The 16,270-nt window shown below is 37.6% G+C and carries 16 protein-coding genes, 1 pseudogene and 1 other annotated feature (1 of these 18 running past the window's edge); of the genes and pseudogenes, 4 read left to right on the top strand and 13 right to left on the bottom strand.

What is annotated here, in order from left to right; genetic code table 11:
- Nucleotides 1–15 precede the first annotated feature (15 nt).
- From MHH51_RS08195 to MHH51_RS08185, 3 genes and pseudogenes are all read right to left on the bottom strand, one after another.
- Nucleotides 16–1,305 (bottom strand): MFS transporter, encoded by a 1,290-nt coding sequence (locus MHH51_RS08195; protein ID WP_339285485.1) that lies wholly within the window; start codon nucleotides 1,303–1,305, stop codon nucleotides 16–18.
- Between the two features lie 278 nt (nucleotides 1,306–1,583).
- On the bottom strand, nucleotides 1,584–2,312 hold the full coding sequence (locus MHH51_RS08190; RefSeq protein WP_246145079.1) for a DUF998 domain-containing protein: 729 nt from the start codon (nucleotides 2,310–2,312) through the stop codon (nucleotides 1,584–1,586).
- 229 nt (nucleotides 2,313–2,541) lie between these two features.
- Nucleotides 2,542–4,741 (bottom strand): annotated as a pseudogene (locus MHH51_RS08185) (excinuclease ABC subunit UvrA).
- Nucleotides 4,742–5,000: 259 nt separating this feature from the next.
- Here MHH51_RS08185 and MHH51_RS08180 point away from each other — a divergent pair.
- On the top strand, nucleotides 5,001–5,708 hold the full coding sequence (locus tag MHH51_RS08180) for a MerR family transcriptional regulator (protein WP_339285483.1): 708 nt from the start codon (nucleotides 5,001–5,003) through the stop codon (nucleotides 5,706–5,708).
- Nucleotides 5,709–5,784: 76 nt separating this feature from the next.
- On the opposite strand, the gene MHH51_RS08175 is transcribed toward MHH51_RS08180, so the two are convergent.
- The 4 genes from MHH51_RS08175 to MHH51_RS08160 are packed head-to-tail and all read right to left on the bottom strand — an operon-like array spanning nucleotide 5,785 to nucleotide 7,646.
- Nucleotides 5,785–6,087, bottom strand: coding sequence for a hypothetical protein (locus tag MHH51_RS08175; RefSeq protein WP_147209716.1), 303 nt, complete (start codon nucleotides 6,085–6,087; stop codon nucleotides 5,785–5,787).
- Complete coding sequence (locus MHH51_RS08170) at nucleotides 6,080–6,307, bottom strand: helix-turn-helix transcriptional regulator (RefSeq protein WP_147209717.1); 228 nt, start codon at nucleotides 6,305–6,307, stop codon at nucleotides 6,080–6,082. The genes MHH51_RS08175 and MHH51_RS08170 overlap by 8 nt, the downstream gene beginning before the upstream one ends.
- Before the next feature lie 11 nt (nucleotides 6,308–6,318).
- Nucleotides 6,319–6,801, bottom strand: a complete 483-nt coding sequence (locus MHH51_RS08165) for a DUF2975 domain-containing protein (protein WP_147209718.1) — start codon at nucleotides 6,799–6,801, stop codon at nucleotides 6,319–6,321.
- A gap of 35 nt (nucleotides 6,802–6,836) precedes the next feature.
- Nucleotides 6,837–7,646: a DUF817 domain-containing protein gene (locus MHH51_RS08160; protein ID WP_339285480.1), complete on the bottom strand. Its 810-nt coding sequence runs from the start codon at nucleotides 7,644–7,646 to the stop codon at nucleotides 6,837–6,839.
- 305 nt (nucleotides 7,647–7,951) lie between these two features.
- Here MHH51_RS08160 and MHH51_RS08155 point away from each other — a divergent pair, with 305 nt between their 5' ends.
- Nucleotides 7,952–9,055 carry a 5-methyltetrahydropteroyltriglutamate--homocysteine S-methyltransferase gene (locus MHH51_RS08155; protein ID WP_339285478.1) on the top strand — a complete coding sequence of 368 codons (1,104 nt, stop codon included), beginning with the start codon at nucleotides 7,952–7,954 and terminating at the stop codon, nucleotides 9,053–9,055.
- A 109-nt stretch (nucleotides 9,056–9,164) separates the two neighbouring features.
- Here MHH51_RS08155 and MHH51_RS08150 read toward each other — a convergent pair whose 3' ends face one another.
- The 4 genes from MHH51_RS08150 to MHH51_RS08135 form a co-directional block, all read right to left on the bottom strand.
- Nucleotides 9,165–9,680, bottom strand: coding sequence for a methylated-DNA--[protein]-cysteine S-methyltransferase (locus MHH51_RS08150; RefSeq protein ID WP_156987218.1), 516 nt, complete (start codon nucleotides 9,678–9,680; stop codon nucleotides 9,165–9,167).
- Nucleotides 9,670–10,245 carry a bifunctional transcriptional activator/DNA repair enzyme AdaA gene (locus tag MHH51_RS08145; RefSeq protein WP_339285476.1) on the bottom strand — a complete coding sequence of 192 codons (576 nt, stop codon included), beginning with the start codon at nucleotides 10,243–10,245 and terminating at the stop codon, nucleotides 9,670–9,672. Before MHH51_RS08145 ends, MHH51_RS08150 begins: the two co-directional genes overlap by 11 nt.
- An 83-nt stretch (nucleotides 10,246–10,328) precedes the next feature.
- Nucleotides 10,329–10,745, bottom strand: coding sequence for a DUF5367 family protein (locus MHH51_RS08140; protein ID WP_147209723.1), 417 nt, complete (start codon nucleotides 10,743–10,745; stop codon nucleotides 10,329–10,331).
- Nucleotides 10,742–11,329: a TetR/AcrR family transcriptional regulator gene (locus MHH51_RS08135; protein ID WP_339285475.1), complete on the bottom strand. Its 588-nt coding sequence runs from the start codon at nucleotides 11,327–11,329 to the stop codon at nucleotides 10,742–10,744. Before MHH51_RS08135 ends, MHH51_RS08140 begins: the two co-directional genes overlap by 4 nt.
- Before the next feature lie 226 nt (nucleotides 11,330–11,555).
- On the opposite strand from MHH51_RS08135, the gene MHH51_RS08130 reads away from it, so the two are divergent.
- Nucleotides 11,556–12,293 carry a GNAT family N-acetyltransferase gene (locus MHH51_RS08130; protein ID WP_147209725.1) on the top strand — a complete coding sequence of 246 codons (738 nt, stop codon included), beginning with the start codon at nucleotides 11,556–11,558 and terminating at the stop codon, nucleotides 12,291–12,293.
- Nucleotides 12,294–12,383: 90 nt separating this feature from the next.
- Here MHH51_RS08130 and MHH51_RS08125 read toward each other — a convergent pair whose 3' ends face one another.
- Nucleotides 12,384–13,346, bottom strand: coding sequence for an NAD(P)-dependent oxidoreductase (locus MHH51_RS08125; RefSeq protein ID WP_339285473.1), 963 nt, complete (start codon nucleotides 13,344–13,346; stop codon nucleotides 12,384–12,386).
- Nucleotides 13,347–13,701: 355 nt separating this feature from the next.
- Here MHH51_RS08125 and MHH51_RS08120 point away from each other — a divergent pair, with 355 nt between their 5' ends.
- Nucleotides 13,702–14,166, top strand: coding sequence for a hypothetical protein (locus tag MHH51_RS08120; RefSeq protein ID WP_339285471.1), 465 nt, complete (start codon nucleotides 13,702–13,704; stop codon nucleotides 14,164–14,166).
- Nucleotides 14,167–14,263: 97 nt separating this feature from the next.
- Here the strand turns inward: MHH51_RS08120 and MHH51_RS08115 are convergent, their stop codons facing one another.
- The gene (locus MHH51_RS08115) at nucleotides 14,264–15,949 is read right to left on the bottom strand and encodes a 2-isopropylmalate synthase (protein WP_147209728.1); all 1,686 of its coding nucleotides are present in this window, start codon (nucleotides 15,947–15,949) and stop codon (nucleotides 14,264–14,266) included.
- Nucleotides 15,950–16,013: 64 nt separating this feature from the next.
- Nucleotides 16,014–16,270, bottom strand: a binding site (T-box leader); it runs 7 nt beyond the window's last position.

The raw sequence follows: 16,270 nt of genomic DNA, 5'->3' as shown, positions 1-16,270 counted from the left end.
AGTAAAATGCACTTCTTAATGATTCCAGCGCCAGCCTCTTAAATAGCCCACTGTTAAAATAACAACTGGAATAATGCTTACGGCAAGCAATGCTCCGGATAAAGTTAATGTCATATAACTCGCCTGGGCAACAATCACTCCTGATAATCCTCCGCCAATTGCGCCGGCTAGAGATATCCAGACATCCACCGATCCTTGTGATTTCGCACGGGTATTTGCAGGAGTTGCATCTACCAGCATAGCGGTTCCGCTAATCAAACCAAAATTCCACCCAAGCCCCAGCAATACTAAAGCAGTTACATGAGCCATCGTGGATTCTGCCGGTCCAAAAGCTGCTGATATTCCCGCCAGCATGAGTGTAATACCAGATGCAAATGCCATATTTACCCTTCCAACCTTATCCACCAGATAACCTGTAATTAGAGAAGGAAGATACATTGCCCCGACATGGAGACCAATGACAAATCCAACATCACTTAGTCCGTGACCATGATGCCCCATATGTATAGGTGTCATCGTCATAATAGCGACCATCGTAAACTGACTGATAATCATAATAAAAGCACCGGCAAAAATTCCTCTTTTATCTTTTTCCAGAGTTTCTTCTTCAGCAGCTGCAGACTGCGTATTGGTTATGGCCTCTGCCAGCCTGATTTCTTTAGCTACAATAAATGGATCCGGTCTTAATAAAATAAAGAAGATAAGTCCGGCAAAAAAATATGCAGCTGCAGCTAATATAAAAGGTCCGGCAAGAGCTGGTATTCCAATGGATTCTGCAACATTCCCCATCACACTGACTAAATTAGGACCAGCTACAGCTCCCAAAGTACTCGATACCATGGCCATGCTTACCGCTTTTGCACGCTGGTTTGAATTCGCTAAATCCGTTCCTGCATATCGAGCCTGCAGATTAGTCGCTGAACCTGCTCCATAGACCAGTAAAGCAAAGAATAGCAAAATAATATTTTCTGAAACTGCCGCTATAATTATTCCAACAGCTCCAAGCGCTCCACCTAAGAATCCGGCAGTAAGTCCAAACCGCCTGCCATAACGTTGAGATGCCCGCCCGACAAATAAGGCGGCTCCTGCAGCCCCTAGTGTAAACAACATGGATGGTAAGCCTGTCACACTATCTGATCCTAATAAATCCTGTGCTAACAAAGCTCCAACTGTAACTCCAACAGCAAGGCCCGCTCCTCCGAAAATTTGTGCAAGAATAACAACCATCAAAGTTCTTTTATACAGCTGCTGCTGTTTTTCAGGTGATTCTATGTATTCGTTTATTTGTTCTTTCTTTTCTTTCAAGATCTAATCTTCCTTCCTCCATCAATTATCTGAATTTATTAGAATATGAAAATCATAGCACTAAGCATCTGCCAGTTCAATATAATTTGTTCATTCCAAAAATTTTAGTTAATAATCAGATAGACGAGGCTCTCTCCGAAATAATGATAATCAGCTGATTAGAATACCGATGGCAGACTGAAAGATACTTCTAATTGGTATTTTCCTACTTAAAAGACCCCTGATCTTAAACGAACTTACTTCAGACAAGAGTCTTTTTAGTACCTCAAGTTTCCTTTCTACTTTGCCTCACGAATTCGCCTGCTCCAAAGGCCAATTGCAGTACCTGTCAGCCAAATATATACAGAAGCATAGAGTATACGCTGAAGTAAACCACCGGGAACCCCAGTAAATACTGGCTGTAAGAACAGACTTAAAAGAGCTGCTGTGGTAACTATTGTACAAATAATTGTCCACCAAAATATACGGGGCATTTTTTTATGAGTAGCAATACTGATTAAAATCATTGCAGGAATCTGTACAACCATACCCGGAAGTGCAGTTAACGTGTGCCAGTAAAAATCAATGTCAGCAGGGACAATTCCAGAGATTCCATAGCTTACTCCAAAAATACCAATGAAAATACTTGCTGTTTTTATAGAACGAACCTTCGGCCATAGTGGGTAAAGTAAAACTGCACCAATCAAAATAAACAAGCCTGTTAAGAAAAAAGTCCAGTTCATCAGCCAGTGATGAGGTGAACAAATCATATAGCTTGCGAGTACATAGGTATCTGTCCCACAAGCAGTTACACCTAAGTCACTCATTGGCTGATTCAAGAAACTGTAAGGTTCTGTAGTCGCACGAATAACAATCGCTTCTATCATAAAGTAGGCGCTTAATGCAACCCAGCTAATCAGACCAATTAGAATAGATAGCCTGCTGTTGGATTTACGGAATAATAATATTGCCAATACAACTGTTAGTGTAACAATTATCATCGCTGCAGCATGAAACCCATAGCTCACTTTATTACACCTCCTCTTTATTATCATCTATCTAATGTTCATACAATCCCCTGACAAATATACTAATAAATATCCTTCTCTTCTATTTACGTTACTTCACCCTGCAAAGATTCATTCTATTTTATTGGGAATGTTCTTTACTTTTTTATGCAAAGTCTTTACAAGCTAAAAAGCCATCCTTTTTATAAGAATGACCTTTGAGTTTAAAAGATATTAAATTCAATCTGACTTATAAATACTGCCCCGTAAATGAATCTTTATTTTTCCTAATCATTTCCGGCGTTCCTTCAGCTATCACCTGTCCTCCTTTTGCCCCGCCTTCAGGACCTAAATCAACAACCCAGTCCGCTGCTTCGATAACCTGACTGTTATGCTCCACCATAATTACCGTATTCCCTGCATCTACTAACCTGTTTAACAGCTTCAAGAGTTGAATTGTATCATTCGGGTGTAATCCGGTGGTTGGTTCATCCAATAAATAAAGAGAAGTCTTTTTTCCCTGCTTCATTAACTCTTTCGCAAGCTTCAGCCTTTGCCCTTCTCCACCTGACAGAGTAGTTAAGGATTGCCCCATTTTTAGATAACCTAAACCTATTTCTGTTAAGAGCTTTAAAATGGCTTGTATCTTCTTTTCTCCTTCAAAAACAGAGAGGCACTCATGCACTGAACATTCCAAAATATCATTAATGGAATGACCTTGATATTTCACCGCTAACACCTCTTGCTTAAACCTTCTCCCCTGACATTCCGGACATACTACCTCTAAATCGGGAAAAAAGAGCATATTTGTGGTCACATAGCCAAGCCCCTGGCAGTTTTCACAGCGCCCCCCTGCTGTATTAAAAGAGAAATGCTTGGCAGTTAGCTTCTTTTCCTTTGCTTTAGGCAATTTAGCATACAGTGAACGAACTGGTGTAAATAAATCAATATAAGTCGCTGTATTTGATCGTTTCATTCTGCTGAGCGGTGATTGGCCGACAATAATCATCTGACCAAAGGTATCCATGCCTGTTACCTTTTCAAAGCCTTCAGGGATCGTATCATTTGCTTTTGCTAGTACTTCAAATAACAGTGATGACTTACCTGAGCCCGAAACACCTGTTACTGCTGTTAAACAGGCTTTTGGAAAGGTTACTGTCACATCCTGGAGATTATTTGCAGTAGCATGATATATCGTTATACCTTCCTTTTTCCCAGTTCGATAATTAGTCTTCATTGGCTTTTCTGTACGTAAATACTGTCCTGTAATTGATTTTTCTTCATCAATTAATTCTTTTAAGATTCCTTGCCCAACCACAGTTCCTCCAAGCTTTCCTGCTCCAGGGCCAATATCAATAATATAATCGGCTTCTTTCATCACATCCACATCATGCTCAATTAATAAAACCGTATTTCCTAAATCACGCAGATGTTTTAATACACTGATCAAACCTGCTGTATCCTTAGGGTGCAATCCTACTGTCGGCTCGTCCATAATATACAGCACGCCTGTAAGTGCAGAATCTAGAAGGGCTGACAGCCTTATTCGCTGTGCCTCTCCACCAGATAAAGTAATTACTTGCCTGTCCAGCGTCAGATACCCTAATCCTATTTTAATAATACGGGAGAGCTTTGTTTTTATATCTTGAATAAATGTTTCGACAAGCTGATAACTTGTTTGCTCCAATGACTCCTCCAGTTTAGCTGCCCAGGCAGACATTTCTTCTAAGGAATCCACAACTAATTGCGGTATCGTCCAGTCATCAACAGTAACCGCTCTGCTTACCGCATTTAAACGATCACCATGACAATCCGGGCAGGTTTGCGAATAAAAATAAGCTTCTGCTTCTGCCGAAGAACCGTCATGCTCTGAATAGCGGCGCCACATGGAGGTTAGTACACCAGGAAATTTTCCTTTCTCCACTGTTTTTGGAGGCTTCACATCTGGAAAAAGCTGCTTCACCTCAGCACTTTCTACACCATAGTAAAGGATTGCCTTTTGCCCCTCATTAAAATCCTTTATAGGCATGTTTTCTGCATCTGGCAGTTTGTAATAACGAAAAGCTGCTTTTAAAACAGCAATCTGGTATTCCCCGTAACGTCCTGCAAATATATCTACCGCACCATCCTCTAAGGAAATCTCTTCATGAAAAACAGACGGCAAATGAATATCCACTGTTTTTCCTAATCCTTTACAGGTTGGACAGGCACCTTCTGATTGCAGGCGACAGACCACTGATAGAATCAACTTTAGGCTTATTAATTCCCTGCATCCCCATTGATTCTAAATATTGGCGCTGACATTCATTGAATAAAGTATCCAATGCCAGTGTAGATTTACCGGAACCCGAAGGGCCAGTAACAACAATCAGTTTATTTTTAGGGATAGTCACAGAAAGATTCTTTAAATTATTTTCACGGGCTCCTTTTACTGTCATCATATTATGCATATCGTTTTTCCTCCTCCATAACTTCTGTTTCCTTCGTACTTCCTGCTTGCAAGTGCAATGTTCTTTTCATGGTGGCGTGATAAAATAGTGTTTTAATAACCAATTGCATCTTGATATCCCTCCTTTAAAGCATCTATTACAATCATATAACATTTGTGCAAGTGCAAAGTTTTGCATATAATAATAAGCTATAATAGCTTTCAAAAGAAAAAACCCGTCATGGAGCTATAAGGTTTTAATTGAATCTTCGGAGGTGAATATGGAACTGAGACCAATTGATATAGCAAAAAAACTGGATGTTGGGACGAGTGCGTTAAGACATTATGAAGAATGGGGCATAGTACCAAAAGCTATCCGTAAAGCAAATGGTTATCGTGTATATACCGAGGTCCATGAGGCTTATTTTCTGTGCATCCGGGCGATGTACCCGGGATTTGGTATGGGAACTGTACGCAAAGTCATGCCCTTGTTACAGGAAAATAAATTTATTGAAGCACTATGGACAGTGAACGAAGTGCAGGCTGAGTTATTTGAGAGAAAGCAGCAGGCACTGGACGCTGCCACCATCTTAAGCCCTGATAACATGCAGGATTTCATGACAAAACAGCAAAAGAAGTATTATACAATTGGAGAGGTAGAAGATGAATTGCATGTCGCTGCAACAACCCTCAGACATTGGGAAAAAGAAGGATTAATCACGCCTGAAAGAAACCCCGAAAATGGCTACCGGATATATACAAGGGAAGACATGAGAAGAGTATTAATTATTAAAACCGTACAATCGTCAGTTTATTTATTGGCCACTGTACGCGATATACTGGATAAAATACAGCATCACAGTTTAACAGACGCCAGAAAGATTGTTATCGATGCGTTGGATTATATGGATTATCAAATTGAACAGCAATTAAGAGGGGCTTATTATCTTTATAAATTGATTGATTTGTTGAAGGAACAGGATAAATAATATAAAAAGTTACCTTATTTATATAACATAATTATTGAAGATAAGGTAACTTTTTCATTTTAATTTGATTAAGTGTTTATACGTTTATTTCATTATTGAAGAGGTTAATAGCGGGCGGATAACCGCATTCTCCAAAAAAATAAATAAAAACCACAAATAAAACAATCAATAACAGAATAAGTATATTGCTGACGATTATGAACGGATATTCTTTTCTAATTGCAAACCAGCCAAAAAGAAGGGTAAACAATAATCCCGATATAATAAAAACATAGATTGTATACTGGATCAGCAGAAATGGATAAACAAATAAGAAATTCAATAGCGCAGCAATCAATAATATACCGAGGATAGTGACATAAATAATTGGCTTATTCATGTCGTTCCCCTTCTTCATCCGGAACATACTCTAAAATATCCCCGGGCTGACATTCCAAAGCTTCACAAATTCTTTCCAGTGTTGAAAAACGAATTGCCTTTGCCTTTCCATTTTTCAAGATAGAAAGGTTTGCCATCGTAATACCAACCTTCTCTGTTAATTCCGTCACGCTCATTTTTCGTTTTGCCAGCATCACATCAATATGAATCACTATAGCCATATCATCACCCCTCACACAGTCAAATCATTTTCTGTTTTAATTTCTAACGCATTTTTAAACAGCTTCTGTAAAAGGGAAGCAAATACAGCAACAACAAACGATACAAACAATGGTACCATTCCAATTATAATTGCACCTGGAGCATCATCCTTCTCTGCAAACAGATAAATAAACGGCATTGTCAAAATATAAATACCGGTAATGGTTAAAGCACATTGCTTGATTCTTTTTAGAGTAAAAACAGCTTCTTCTGAAAATGTCTGCTTCTGATCAATCAGTCTTAACAGCTTTAAGGCTTGATAAAGCGCCAGATAAAATGGAATGGTTGTTAAAAAAACTCCTATCACAATTGGATATACTATCCATTTAACCATGGAAGAGCTATCCGAAATATTGATGATAATTTGCGGAATTAAAATAACTGATAAAGCAATCATAATTAATCCCATTATATAAATTACTGTTTTCAAAAATGCTGTCGAGCTTTTTGGCATAAAAATCACCTCATTTATAAAATTCTTTTCTCTGATTAGCTTTTACTTTTGATAAACCCTTGATTATTCCCTTCCAGCAATCCTTCAATTTTTGCCTGTGATTGCTTTAGCATTGCTACAATTAAAAAGCTGACAATGACTAACAACAGCCAGGAGCTTACTTTCCCCAAGTGTACCATGCTCCATACCTCTGCCTGATTTGGATATTCCCACGCCTGGAAGAAGGTTGCTATATTCTCCGCAATCCAAATAAAGAAGCCTATCAGGAAAAAGGAAAGAACGATCGGCATACGATAACGTTTATTGCCTACCTTATAGTCCACCCATGCTCTTAAGAATACGATAAGCACTATTGCGGACAGCCACCATCTGATGTCCAGCCAATAGTGATGTGTAAAGAAATTCAAATAAATCGCAGCTGCCAGAGGACCCGCTAAAAAGATGGATGGCCATTTTACCAACCGAACATCTAATCTTCTCCAGGCCTGGCATAAATAGCTTGCTACACTTGCATACATAAATCCGCTATATAGCGGGACTCCAAAAAACTTCGTATACGCTTCTCCCGGATAGACCCATGATCCCATGTTCACCTTAAAAATTTCTAAAGTCAATCCAATTATATGAAATAATGTGATAACAACAAGTTCTTTTTTGGTCTCCAATCCGGAAGCTATCATAAAAGCCTGTGTCACCAGACAAATGATTAATAATAAATCATATCTCGGCAGAAAAGGAATCTCAATAAATTTTGTAATTGCCAAGGATGCAAAAATAATGACTGGAAAGATACAGGATAATGCTTGTTCATAGCCGAATCGAATCAGCTGTTTCATTGCTCTCATTTTTTCAATCCCCATCTAATAGTTTTATTATTACCATTGATTATAGATAATTATTTATCGAAAATCAATAAAAAAATACTAAAAAAGAATAAAAATAAATTCATCCTATTAAAACTTCCCTTTTTTTATATTTATCACAGGACAAAATAACCTGTTCTGAAAGACTTTTTCATCAAATCAGATAATCCGCTATATCTTAAAACTATATCCAACAATATGTTTTAGCTATTTTACAAACTTTTCGATTTCACCATATAATTAATACTATTACTGTGAGTAAATATGTACTGCGAGGAGATATAACAATGCTGGATATAAAATATGATATTGTAGGTTCTTTCTTAAGACCTGAAGAAATCAAAAATGCCCGTGCAAAATATTTTAATGGAGAAATTGATTTAAAAGCACTGAGAGAGATTGAGAATCAGGCAATTTCAGATTTAGTGGAAAAAGAAGTGGTACACGGCCTCAAGTTTGTTACAGACGGTGAGTTCAGACGCAGATGGTGGCATCTCGACTGGCTGAAAGAATTTGATGGCTTTACTACAAAGCATTTTGATAAAGTAATCAACGGTGTAACTAATAAAATTGAATTAGGATATATTGAAGGAAAAATTTCTTATGATAAAAATAAGAGTCATCCGGAAATAGAGGCTTGGGATTATTTACATAGCCTTGCTAAAAAATACAATGGAGTAGAAGCAAAGAAATCTATCTCCGGACCAAATATGATTCTCGTTGATCATTTTCTTCAGCTGGGCATCAAGGATACACCCTATTACGGCAACGATATTGATTTAGTTATTGAGGATATTGGAACAGCATATCAGAAAGCAATCCAGGATTTATATAATCATGGATGTCGATATTTACAAATTGATGATACCTCATGGACATATATGATTGATGATAAATTCAACGAAAAAGTTACTGCTCTCGGCTACACAAAAGAAGAGGTTCTGGAATGGTTTAGAAAAGCTTCTGCAAAAGCTCTAGAACAGAAACCGGAAGGAATGACGATAGCAACGCATTTCTGCAAAGGAAACTTTAAAGGGAATCCACTTTTTTCGGGTTTTTATGATTCTGTTGCAGAGGTTATCAGCACAATCCCTTATGACGGTTTCTTTGTTGAATATGATGATGCACGTTCTGGTTCCTTTGCGCCTTGGAAAGTGCTGAAAGATACAGGCGCTACATTTGTGGTTGGTCTTATTTCCACTAAAAATCCTGTACTGGAAGCACATGATGAACTTAAGAAAAGATACCTGGAAGCAAAATCCATAGTTGGGGACAATATTGCGCTATCTCCACAATGCGGTTTTGCTTCTGTGGAAGAAGGAAATTCTATTGATGAGGATATACAATGGAAAAAGATTGACCTGTTAGTTTCCTGTCAAGACTTTCTCTAAAATAGCGGTGAAATTGTTAAAGCATTAGAAAACGTAGCTGCCTGCTTAGTTTTCTAATGCTTTTTTATCCTTAGCGGTTTCTAATATTATAAATGCATGTCCCAAGTACTTACCCTTGCTCCAGCGCTAATAAACGTTCCTTCATCGGAATACCTCCCCGAAATCCTGTCAGCTTGCCGTCCTTTGCAATCACACGATGACAGGGGACCAGAATCATTACCGGATTCGCACCAATAGCCGCACCAACAGCTCTTACTGCTTTCGGTTTCTCTATTTTCTCTGCTATATCCATATACGAAACGGTTTTTCCATAAGGAATATGCTGCAGCGCTTCCCAAACAGATTCCTGAAAAGCAGTCCCCTTTAAATCAACTGGCAAATCAAATTCTTTTCTTTCCCCATCTAAATAAGAAACCAGCTGTTTTTTGTAAACATTAATTTTCTCTTCATCGTGAATCAGCTTTGCATCTGCTCTTTTTTTAGCTGTCCAGGTTTCTATTTCATCTAAGCCTTTATCTTGTGACCCGACATAACATAATCCATTATCTGTTGCTGCAAGATACATAGACCAGTTATTATGCTCTATTTTGCCATAATAAATAATTTCCTTCTGATTATTTTTCATTGCATACGCCCCTTCCTGCATATTCCTTTCTATATTGACCCGGTGTTTGATTATTTTTCTCTTTAAATAATGTTATAAATCGAGCTGGGTTCGAAATTCCAACAAGCCCTGCTATCTCCTTTACAGATAAATCGGTTTCTATTAAACAGACTTTTGCTTTCTCCATACGAATTTTCTGCTGATAACCCAGAGGGCTTACTCCCTTTAATCTTTTAAACACGCGGTGCAGGTGATAAGGGCTGCCATGACAAGCTTCAGCAAGATCACTTAATGTGAAAGACATGGCATAATTTTCTTTAATATACGCTTCTGCCTGCATAACCCATTCTTCATCCGGCAAGCTGCTTCCTCCAGATTTACATCTCTTACATGGCCTGTAACCAGCTTGTAAGGCTTCCTCTGCCGTTCTAAAAATCGTTACATTATCGAAGTTGGGTACTCTTGATTTACAAGAAGGACGGCAAAAGATTTTAGTAGTTTTCACAGCATATAAGAACTGTCCGTCATATGTCTTATCATTTTCCATAATCGCCTTCCGCTGCTCTGCAGTTATTTTACTACTCATTGGCAATCACCTCTTCTCTTATTGTACACCTGAAGAGTAAGAAATAAATATTTATCCAATTTAAAAGCAAGATATGAAAACTTCTATTTTCCTTTTACAGCTTGTTTTTGCCTGCTTCTCTGCTGAAAAAGAAATGGAATAACTAAATACAAGGCATAAGCAAAAGACATCCAGGACGAAAAAGCAATAATCTGTGTCTCATCTAAATTTGGAAATATCATTTGATAGTTTGAAAAAACAAAGCTATCCAGCACCAATCCAGTCATCGTTCCTACAATTCCAAATCTTATCGCTGCATAATCCTTTTTATCAAATAATGTATAGAGATAAATAACCAGCGTTAATAAAATAGCTGTTCCAACTAAAAGTATGGCGGTACTATACATAAATGCGTCTGTACCAGGAGTAAAAAGAACATCCTCTCCAAAAATCCGAAAAAATAACGTGGCAATTATCCAGACTATGACGCCCCATGCAGCTGTGAACAAATAGGTTTTCATTCTATTGCCTCCTTCTTGCCAAAATTAGTGAGCGCTCCTACAAGATACTCCAATTCCTGATATACTTTTTCGACCGGAAAATCTTTTTGCAATAATGCCTGCATCGCTAATCCATCAACCATTGCGTTAAACATAATTCCCCACGTATCTATGGACACACCTTTGACAGGGAATTCAGGCCATATTTTTAATAAGTTCTCTGATAAGGCCTGATTCTCTGCCTTTATTATTTCTGATAACTGATATCTTATTTTGTCATTCTTAAAGCTTGCTGCTGTGATTAAAATAAACAATTGATGAAAAAAGGAATCATAGGAACAGCGGCTTTTAGCTGAAGCGATTGCCTGTTCAAGTACAAAGGTATTGCTTTTCGAGATTTCTTCCCAGCTTGTTTTACAAATATCCTCTACAATACCTAACAATAATTGCTCCTTTGTACGGAAATGATAATAAATCGTCCCCTGGGTTACTCCTGCAGTGTCCGCTACCGCTCTTAAAGTGAATTTCTCCATCCCCTTCTCGACCAGACATTGCTTTGCATATTGAATTAACTCCTGCTTACTGACTCCATTTGGCTTAGCCATTTTTACACCGCCCTTTTAGTTATTCAATTGAATAACTCTAAAATATCATAGCTATAAAATAGTTACAAGGAAAGCACTCACTTCAGAAATTCATTTTCAGCTATTAAAAAATGAAGCTTTTTTACAGACAGCAATAACAAAATATACCTACTAAAGAAAGATTTTTATTGCATATTTATACATTTCATTGTATTATAATTCAAAAAAAACAATAGGGAGAAATAAAATGAATTATAAAATGATTGAGGAATTGTCTTTAAACAATTGGCCGTCGCTGTCTACCTTGCTTTATGATGGCTGGATACTGAGATTTTCAAATGGCTATACCAAAAGAAGCAATTCGATTCAGCCGATTCTCTATTCAACCTGCGAATTAATTCAAAAAATAGAAGCATGTGAAAAAATCTATTCAGCAAATAATTTACGAACCATATTTAAAATAACTCCTTTTGTTAAACCGGATAATTTAGATGATATTCTAAAAGGAATGGCTTATTCATTAATTGACATTACCAGCGTGCAAATCATGAATCTAAAAGATATGAAGGAGCCGACAGTTCATTCTGTGAATTTAGATGAGGATATAACAATTGAGTGGCTGGACCATTTTTGCAGATTGAATCATGTGGAGGAACAAAACAAACATACCATGAAGCAAATGCTATCAAATATCGTAACTCAAAAATGTTTTATATCACTCTACCATGAGGAAAATGTAATTGCCTGCGGGCTGGGTGTTGTTGAAAGAGAATACATAGGGATTTATGATATTGTTACTGATATTAAGTTCAGGAACCAGGGAATTGCTGAACAGCTGCTATTGAATTTATTAAAATGGGGAAAAGAAATAGGAGCTAAATACAGTTACTTAGCTGTTCTTTTGAATAACAAACCTGCGTTGAAGCTTTATTCCAAAATTGGCTATTCAGAGATTTATAAGTATTGGTACAGGGTAAAAGAATAAATAAGCTTTAAAAGGGATGACTATGCCTGCAATATGGCACAATCATCCCTTTCTGGAGTAAAGCATATTATTTATTTTTTATATGCAGCTTTATTTTCGCTTCATCACATTCTGAGGGTTACCTTCTAAAAATGCTATCGTATTATCAAATGCAACTTGGGCGCGAAGCTCCATTGCCTCATCTGTCAAAAATCCTACATGAGGTGTTAAAATTGCATTTTTTGCATGTAATAGTCTGTAATCATCCGGAATTGGCGGTTCCATATCGAATACATCGATACCCGCTCCAGCTATCTCTCCATTGTTCAGGGCATCCGCCAGTGCATCATTATCAACAATCGGCCCCCTTGCACAGTTAATCAAAACAGCCGATTCTTTCATCAATTTTATTTTCTCTTTAGAGAGCAGACCTTTTGTACTTGGTAGTAATGGTACATGTAATGTTACAATATCTGATTGAGATAAAACATCATCTAAATCCATATACTCTACGCCCAGCTCCACTGCTTCCGGATTAATGCTGGCCTGATTAGAAGCAACTAATTTTGCACCGAATGCTTTAAATAAACGGGCAACCTCGATCCCTATTTGCCCTGTACCGATGATACCGACAGTTTTTCCTTTAATTTCATTTCCCTGGTAAGCTCCCGGATAATCAGCGGCACGGACATCACTATTTCCCTGTGTAATGCCGCGATATAAATCCATTACCAGACCGATGGTTAATTCTGTTACTGCCTGGTTTGCATATCCGGCTGCATTACATACCAGAATATCCTGTTTTTTTGCATCTGCTATTCCTACGTGATCAACACCTGTAAAGGCAACATTAATTAATTTTAAATTATCATTTTGATCAATTACTTCCGTCGGATACGGATTATTGGCAATCATCACAACATCTGCACCTTCACTGCGTTTTGCCAACTCCGTGCTGTCTGTTGTTTTATTGTTGTAATAAACAAATTCATGGCCTTTCTGTTTAATTGGCTCTGCCAGTTTCTCAATGAGTGAATCCGGAACATTTAACGGTTCTAATAATTTAACTAACATATTATCTATCCCTTTCCGCGATGCGTCTTACTGCTTTTCTGTTTTAATCCAAATGGATTCCTTTCTTATCATAGCTTTTCTACAGTACTTTATTCTGAATTATCATCTCACAGTATAAATCTTTCAAAAACATTTGTAAAAGAATCGAACACCTTCTTAAAATATAAATGTTCTTATTATAATAGGAAACATTACTTTATCTCAAGAAATGTTCACCCCTTAATTTTATCTCATAAGTACCTTCTTTTTTTACATTTATCAACCTGTATAACCGGAAAGCGGTATCCACATATATTTGTTGTATGATACACTCATAATACTAAAACGTTGAAAATTTAATAAAGGTGAAAAGACCATGTATATTGACAGAATTGATTATCACCATGAACCTGCTTACGAACAGTATATGCACAAATTTCAAAAGGACGAGGAAGAACTGACAGAAGAAGATACAGATGCGATTGAGTATTATGCCGGAAATCATATCGGCTTCTTTCTGACCTGGATTATTCAAAATCATTTTGAAGGTGAATTGTTGAAAGAGATAGCAAATGATGATCTAAAAGCTGTAAGAGATGAAACTATGTCAGGGATAGAATTTTCTATTAAAAATTGTGACGGAAAATTTACAGATGAAGACATCTCTGAAGAAATTTTTCCATTTGTAGATGCTTACTATGAAAGCTATTATCTGGTCACTTATGGATTTTGGGTAGAAGATGATTTAAAAGAATCACTATTTGGATTTATTAGCACATGGGAAAATTATCATGATTATAAGCACTATTTAGATGACGCCTATCAGGACTACAAAGACTAAAAATTGAATCTTGATTGAAGAAGAGCTATTTTTAAGCATATACTTAAGAATAGCTCTTCCATTTATAGTTTATTTACTTGATAATCTATTTATTGTGTTACTTCACGATTTCTTTTTGGCTTGCCGCGAAATCCTTCAATCTATTTACAGCCACGACTAAAGCATAAACCGATGCCGCTGTAATATCCTCATGAATTCCTGCCCCCCAGTAAATCTCTCCGTGATGGGAAATCCCGATTTGCGCACAGGCTTCAGCAGAGGAATCCTTACCTAAAGAATGCTGCTCATAAACCTCCAATGCATAATCAATATCAAAATAGGCTTTTAATGCATTGCTGATGGCATCCAGACTTCCGGCACCTTCTCCATACATTTCAATCTGTTCATTATCTTTCCGTACGGTTAAAGTAACTTCCTGCCCTGTCCCTTTATGGAAATGATAGTCTACCAATTCGAAATATGGATGATATTCAATATAATTCTCTCTAAAGACCTGATAGATTTCCGCAGATGAAAGCTCTTTGCTTGTTTCATCAGATACTTTTTTCGTTGCATAGCCCATTGCTTCATTCATTTTATATGGCAGCTTGATTCCATAATTCGTTTCAAGCATATAACCAATTCCGCCTTTTCCAGACTGGCTGTTAATCCGGATAACATCGGTTTGATAATTCCTTCCAATATCCTGAGGATCAACCGGAATATATGGTACATCCCACTTTTCTGTATTCGTTTCCTGACGATATTTCATCCCTTTGGAAATCGCATCCTGATGAGAACCGGAAAAGGCTGTAAAAACAAGATCACCTGAATATGGATGTCTTTCATGCACTTCGGTTCTAGTTAACTGCTCATACTTCTTACGAATCGCATTCATCTGACTGAAATCCAATTCAGGATCGAATCCTTGAGAATACATATTCATCGCTAAAGTAATCAAATCTACATTTCCTGTCCGTTCACCGATACCAAATAGAGTACCCTCTACTCGTTCCGCACCTGCCAGAACACCGAATTCTGCATCACTCACTCCACTTCCACGGTCATTGTGCGGGTGAATAGATAGAGTGACCCCATCTCGGTATGACAGATTTTTATGAATGTACTCGATTTGGCTGGCAAAAATATGCGGCATCGCAATTTCAACAGTTGTTGGTATATTAATGATTGCTTTATGGTCAGGTGTCGGCTTCCAAATATCCAACACACTATTACAAATATCCAACGCATATTCTACCTCTGTTCCAGGAAAGCTTTCCGGGCTATATTGGAAATAAAAATTCCCCTCTGTTTGTTCAGCCAGCTCTTTTACTAAAATCGCTCCATTAACTGCAATTTGTTTAATTTCTTCCTGCGATTTTCTAAATACCTGTCTACGCTGTGCTTCTGAAGTTGAATTATATAAATGCACAATAGCTCTCGGTGCTCCCTTAATTGCTTCAAAGGTCCGGCGGATAATATGCTCCCTCGCCTGCGTAATTACCATAATTGTTACATCATCGGGTATCATATTATTATCAATCAGAGTCCGCAGCAGCTTAAATTCTGTATCTGAAGCAGCTGGAAAAGCAACCTCGATTTCTTTAAATCCGATATCTACTAATAGCTGAAACATCTCAAGCTTTTCTTCTAAATTCATTGGAATCGGCAATGCCTGATTTCCATCCCTCAGGTCCACGCTGCACCATGTCGGAGCTTTCTCTATCGTTTCTTTCTTCACCCAGTCATAAGACAATGTTGGCGGCATAAAATATTGCTTTCCGTATTTTTGATGATTAAACATGATACATTCCTCCTCAGATTAAGTTAAAAATAAAAAAGCCTCTCCTCTCCAGCAATTTACTTTGCTTGGAGACGAAAGACTTATTCTTACGCGGTACCACCCCGGTTTCATGATAAACCAATATTATCATGCACTTATCCAGATACAGACAATTATGCCTTATATCCTTCCCGTGTAACGGCGGGGTTCCGTCCTTAATTACTGTAACAAATTCATTTCACTAAGGCTGCTCTAAGGTGAGTTCCCTGCTTTCCTGCTGTTGCTTCTCATCAGCCAGCAACTTTCTGAAAACACTTCAGCAAGTACTATTCCTTATCTTCG

The organism is Oceanobacillus sp. FSL K6-3682, assembly GCF_037976165.1.
GTDB classification, from domain to species: domain Bacteria; phylum Bacillota; class Bacilli; order Bacillales; family Amphibacillaceae; genus Oceanobacillus; species Oceanobacillus sojae.
Note: the sequence above shows the minus strand (reverse complement) of the source record. Positions and strands in the feature narration are given on the sequence as shown.

What these genes read in the sequence shown, in the direction of transcription:
- MHH51_RS08175 (WP_147209716.1), bottom strand. Translation starts at nt 6,087, where the DNA reads ATGAATAAGCCAATTATTTATGTCACTATCCTCGGTATATTATTGATT.
- MHH51_RS08140 (WP_147209723.1), bottom strand. Translation starts at nt 10,745, where the DNA reads ATGAAAACCTATTTGTTCACAGCTGCATGGGGCGTCATAGTCTGGATA.
- MHH51_RS08130 (WP_147209725.1), top strand. Translation starts at nt 11,556, where the DNA reads ATGAATTATAAAATGATTGAGGAATTGTCTTTAAACAATTGGCCGTCG.
- MHH51_RS08145 (WP_339285476.1), bottom strand. Translation starts at nt 10,245, where the DNA reads ATGAGTAGTAAAATAACTGCAGAGCAGCGGAAGGCGATTATGGAAAAT.
- MHH51_RS08160 (WP_339285480.1), bottom strand. Translation starts at nt 7,646, where the DNA reads ATGAGAGCAATGAAACAGCTGATTCGATTCGGCTATGAACAAGCATTA.
- MHH51_RS08115 (WP_147209728.1), bottom strand. Translation starts at nt 15,949, where the DNA reads ATGTTTAATCATCAAAAATACGGAAAGCAATATTTTATGCCGCCAACA.
- MHH51_RS08125 (WP_339285473.1), bottom strand. Translation starts at nt 13,346, where the DNA reads ATGTTAGTTAAATTATTAGAACCGTTAAATGTTCCGGATTCACTCATT.
- MHH51_RS08150 (WP_156987218.1), bottom strand. Translation starts at nt 9,680, where the DNA reads ATGAAAAATAATCAGAAGGAAATTATTTATTATGGCAAAATAGAGCAT.
- MHH51_RS08180 (WP_339285483.1), top strand. Translation starts at nt 5,001, where the DNA reads ATGGAACTGAGACCAATTGATATAGCAAAAAAACTGGATGTTGGGACG.
- MHH51_RS08165 (WP_147209718.1), bottom strand. Translation starts at nt 6,801, where the DNA reads ATGCCAAAAAGCTCGACAGCATTTTTGAAAACAGTAATTTATATAATG.
- MHH51_RS08120 (WP_339285471.1), top strand. Translation starts at nt 13,702, where the DNA reads ATGTATATTGACAGAATTGATTATCACCATGAACCTGCTTACGAACAG.
- MHH51_RS08170 (WP_147209717.1), bottom strand. Translation starts at nt 6,307, where the DNA reads ATGGCTATAGTGATTCATATTGATGTGATGCTGGCAAAACGAAAAATG.
- MHH51_RS08135 (WP_339285475.1), bottom strand. Translation starts at nt 11,329, where the DNA reads ATGGCTAAGCCAAATGGAGTCAGTAAGCAGGAGTTAATTCAATATGCA.
- MHH51_RS08155 (WP_339285478.1), top strand. Translation starts at nt 7,952, where the DNA reads ATGCTGGATATAAAATATGATATTGTAGGTTCTTTCTTAAGACCTGAA.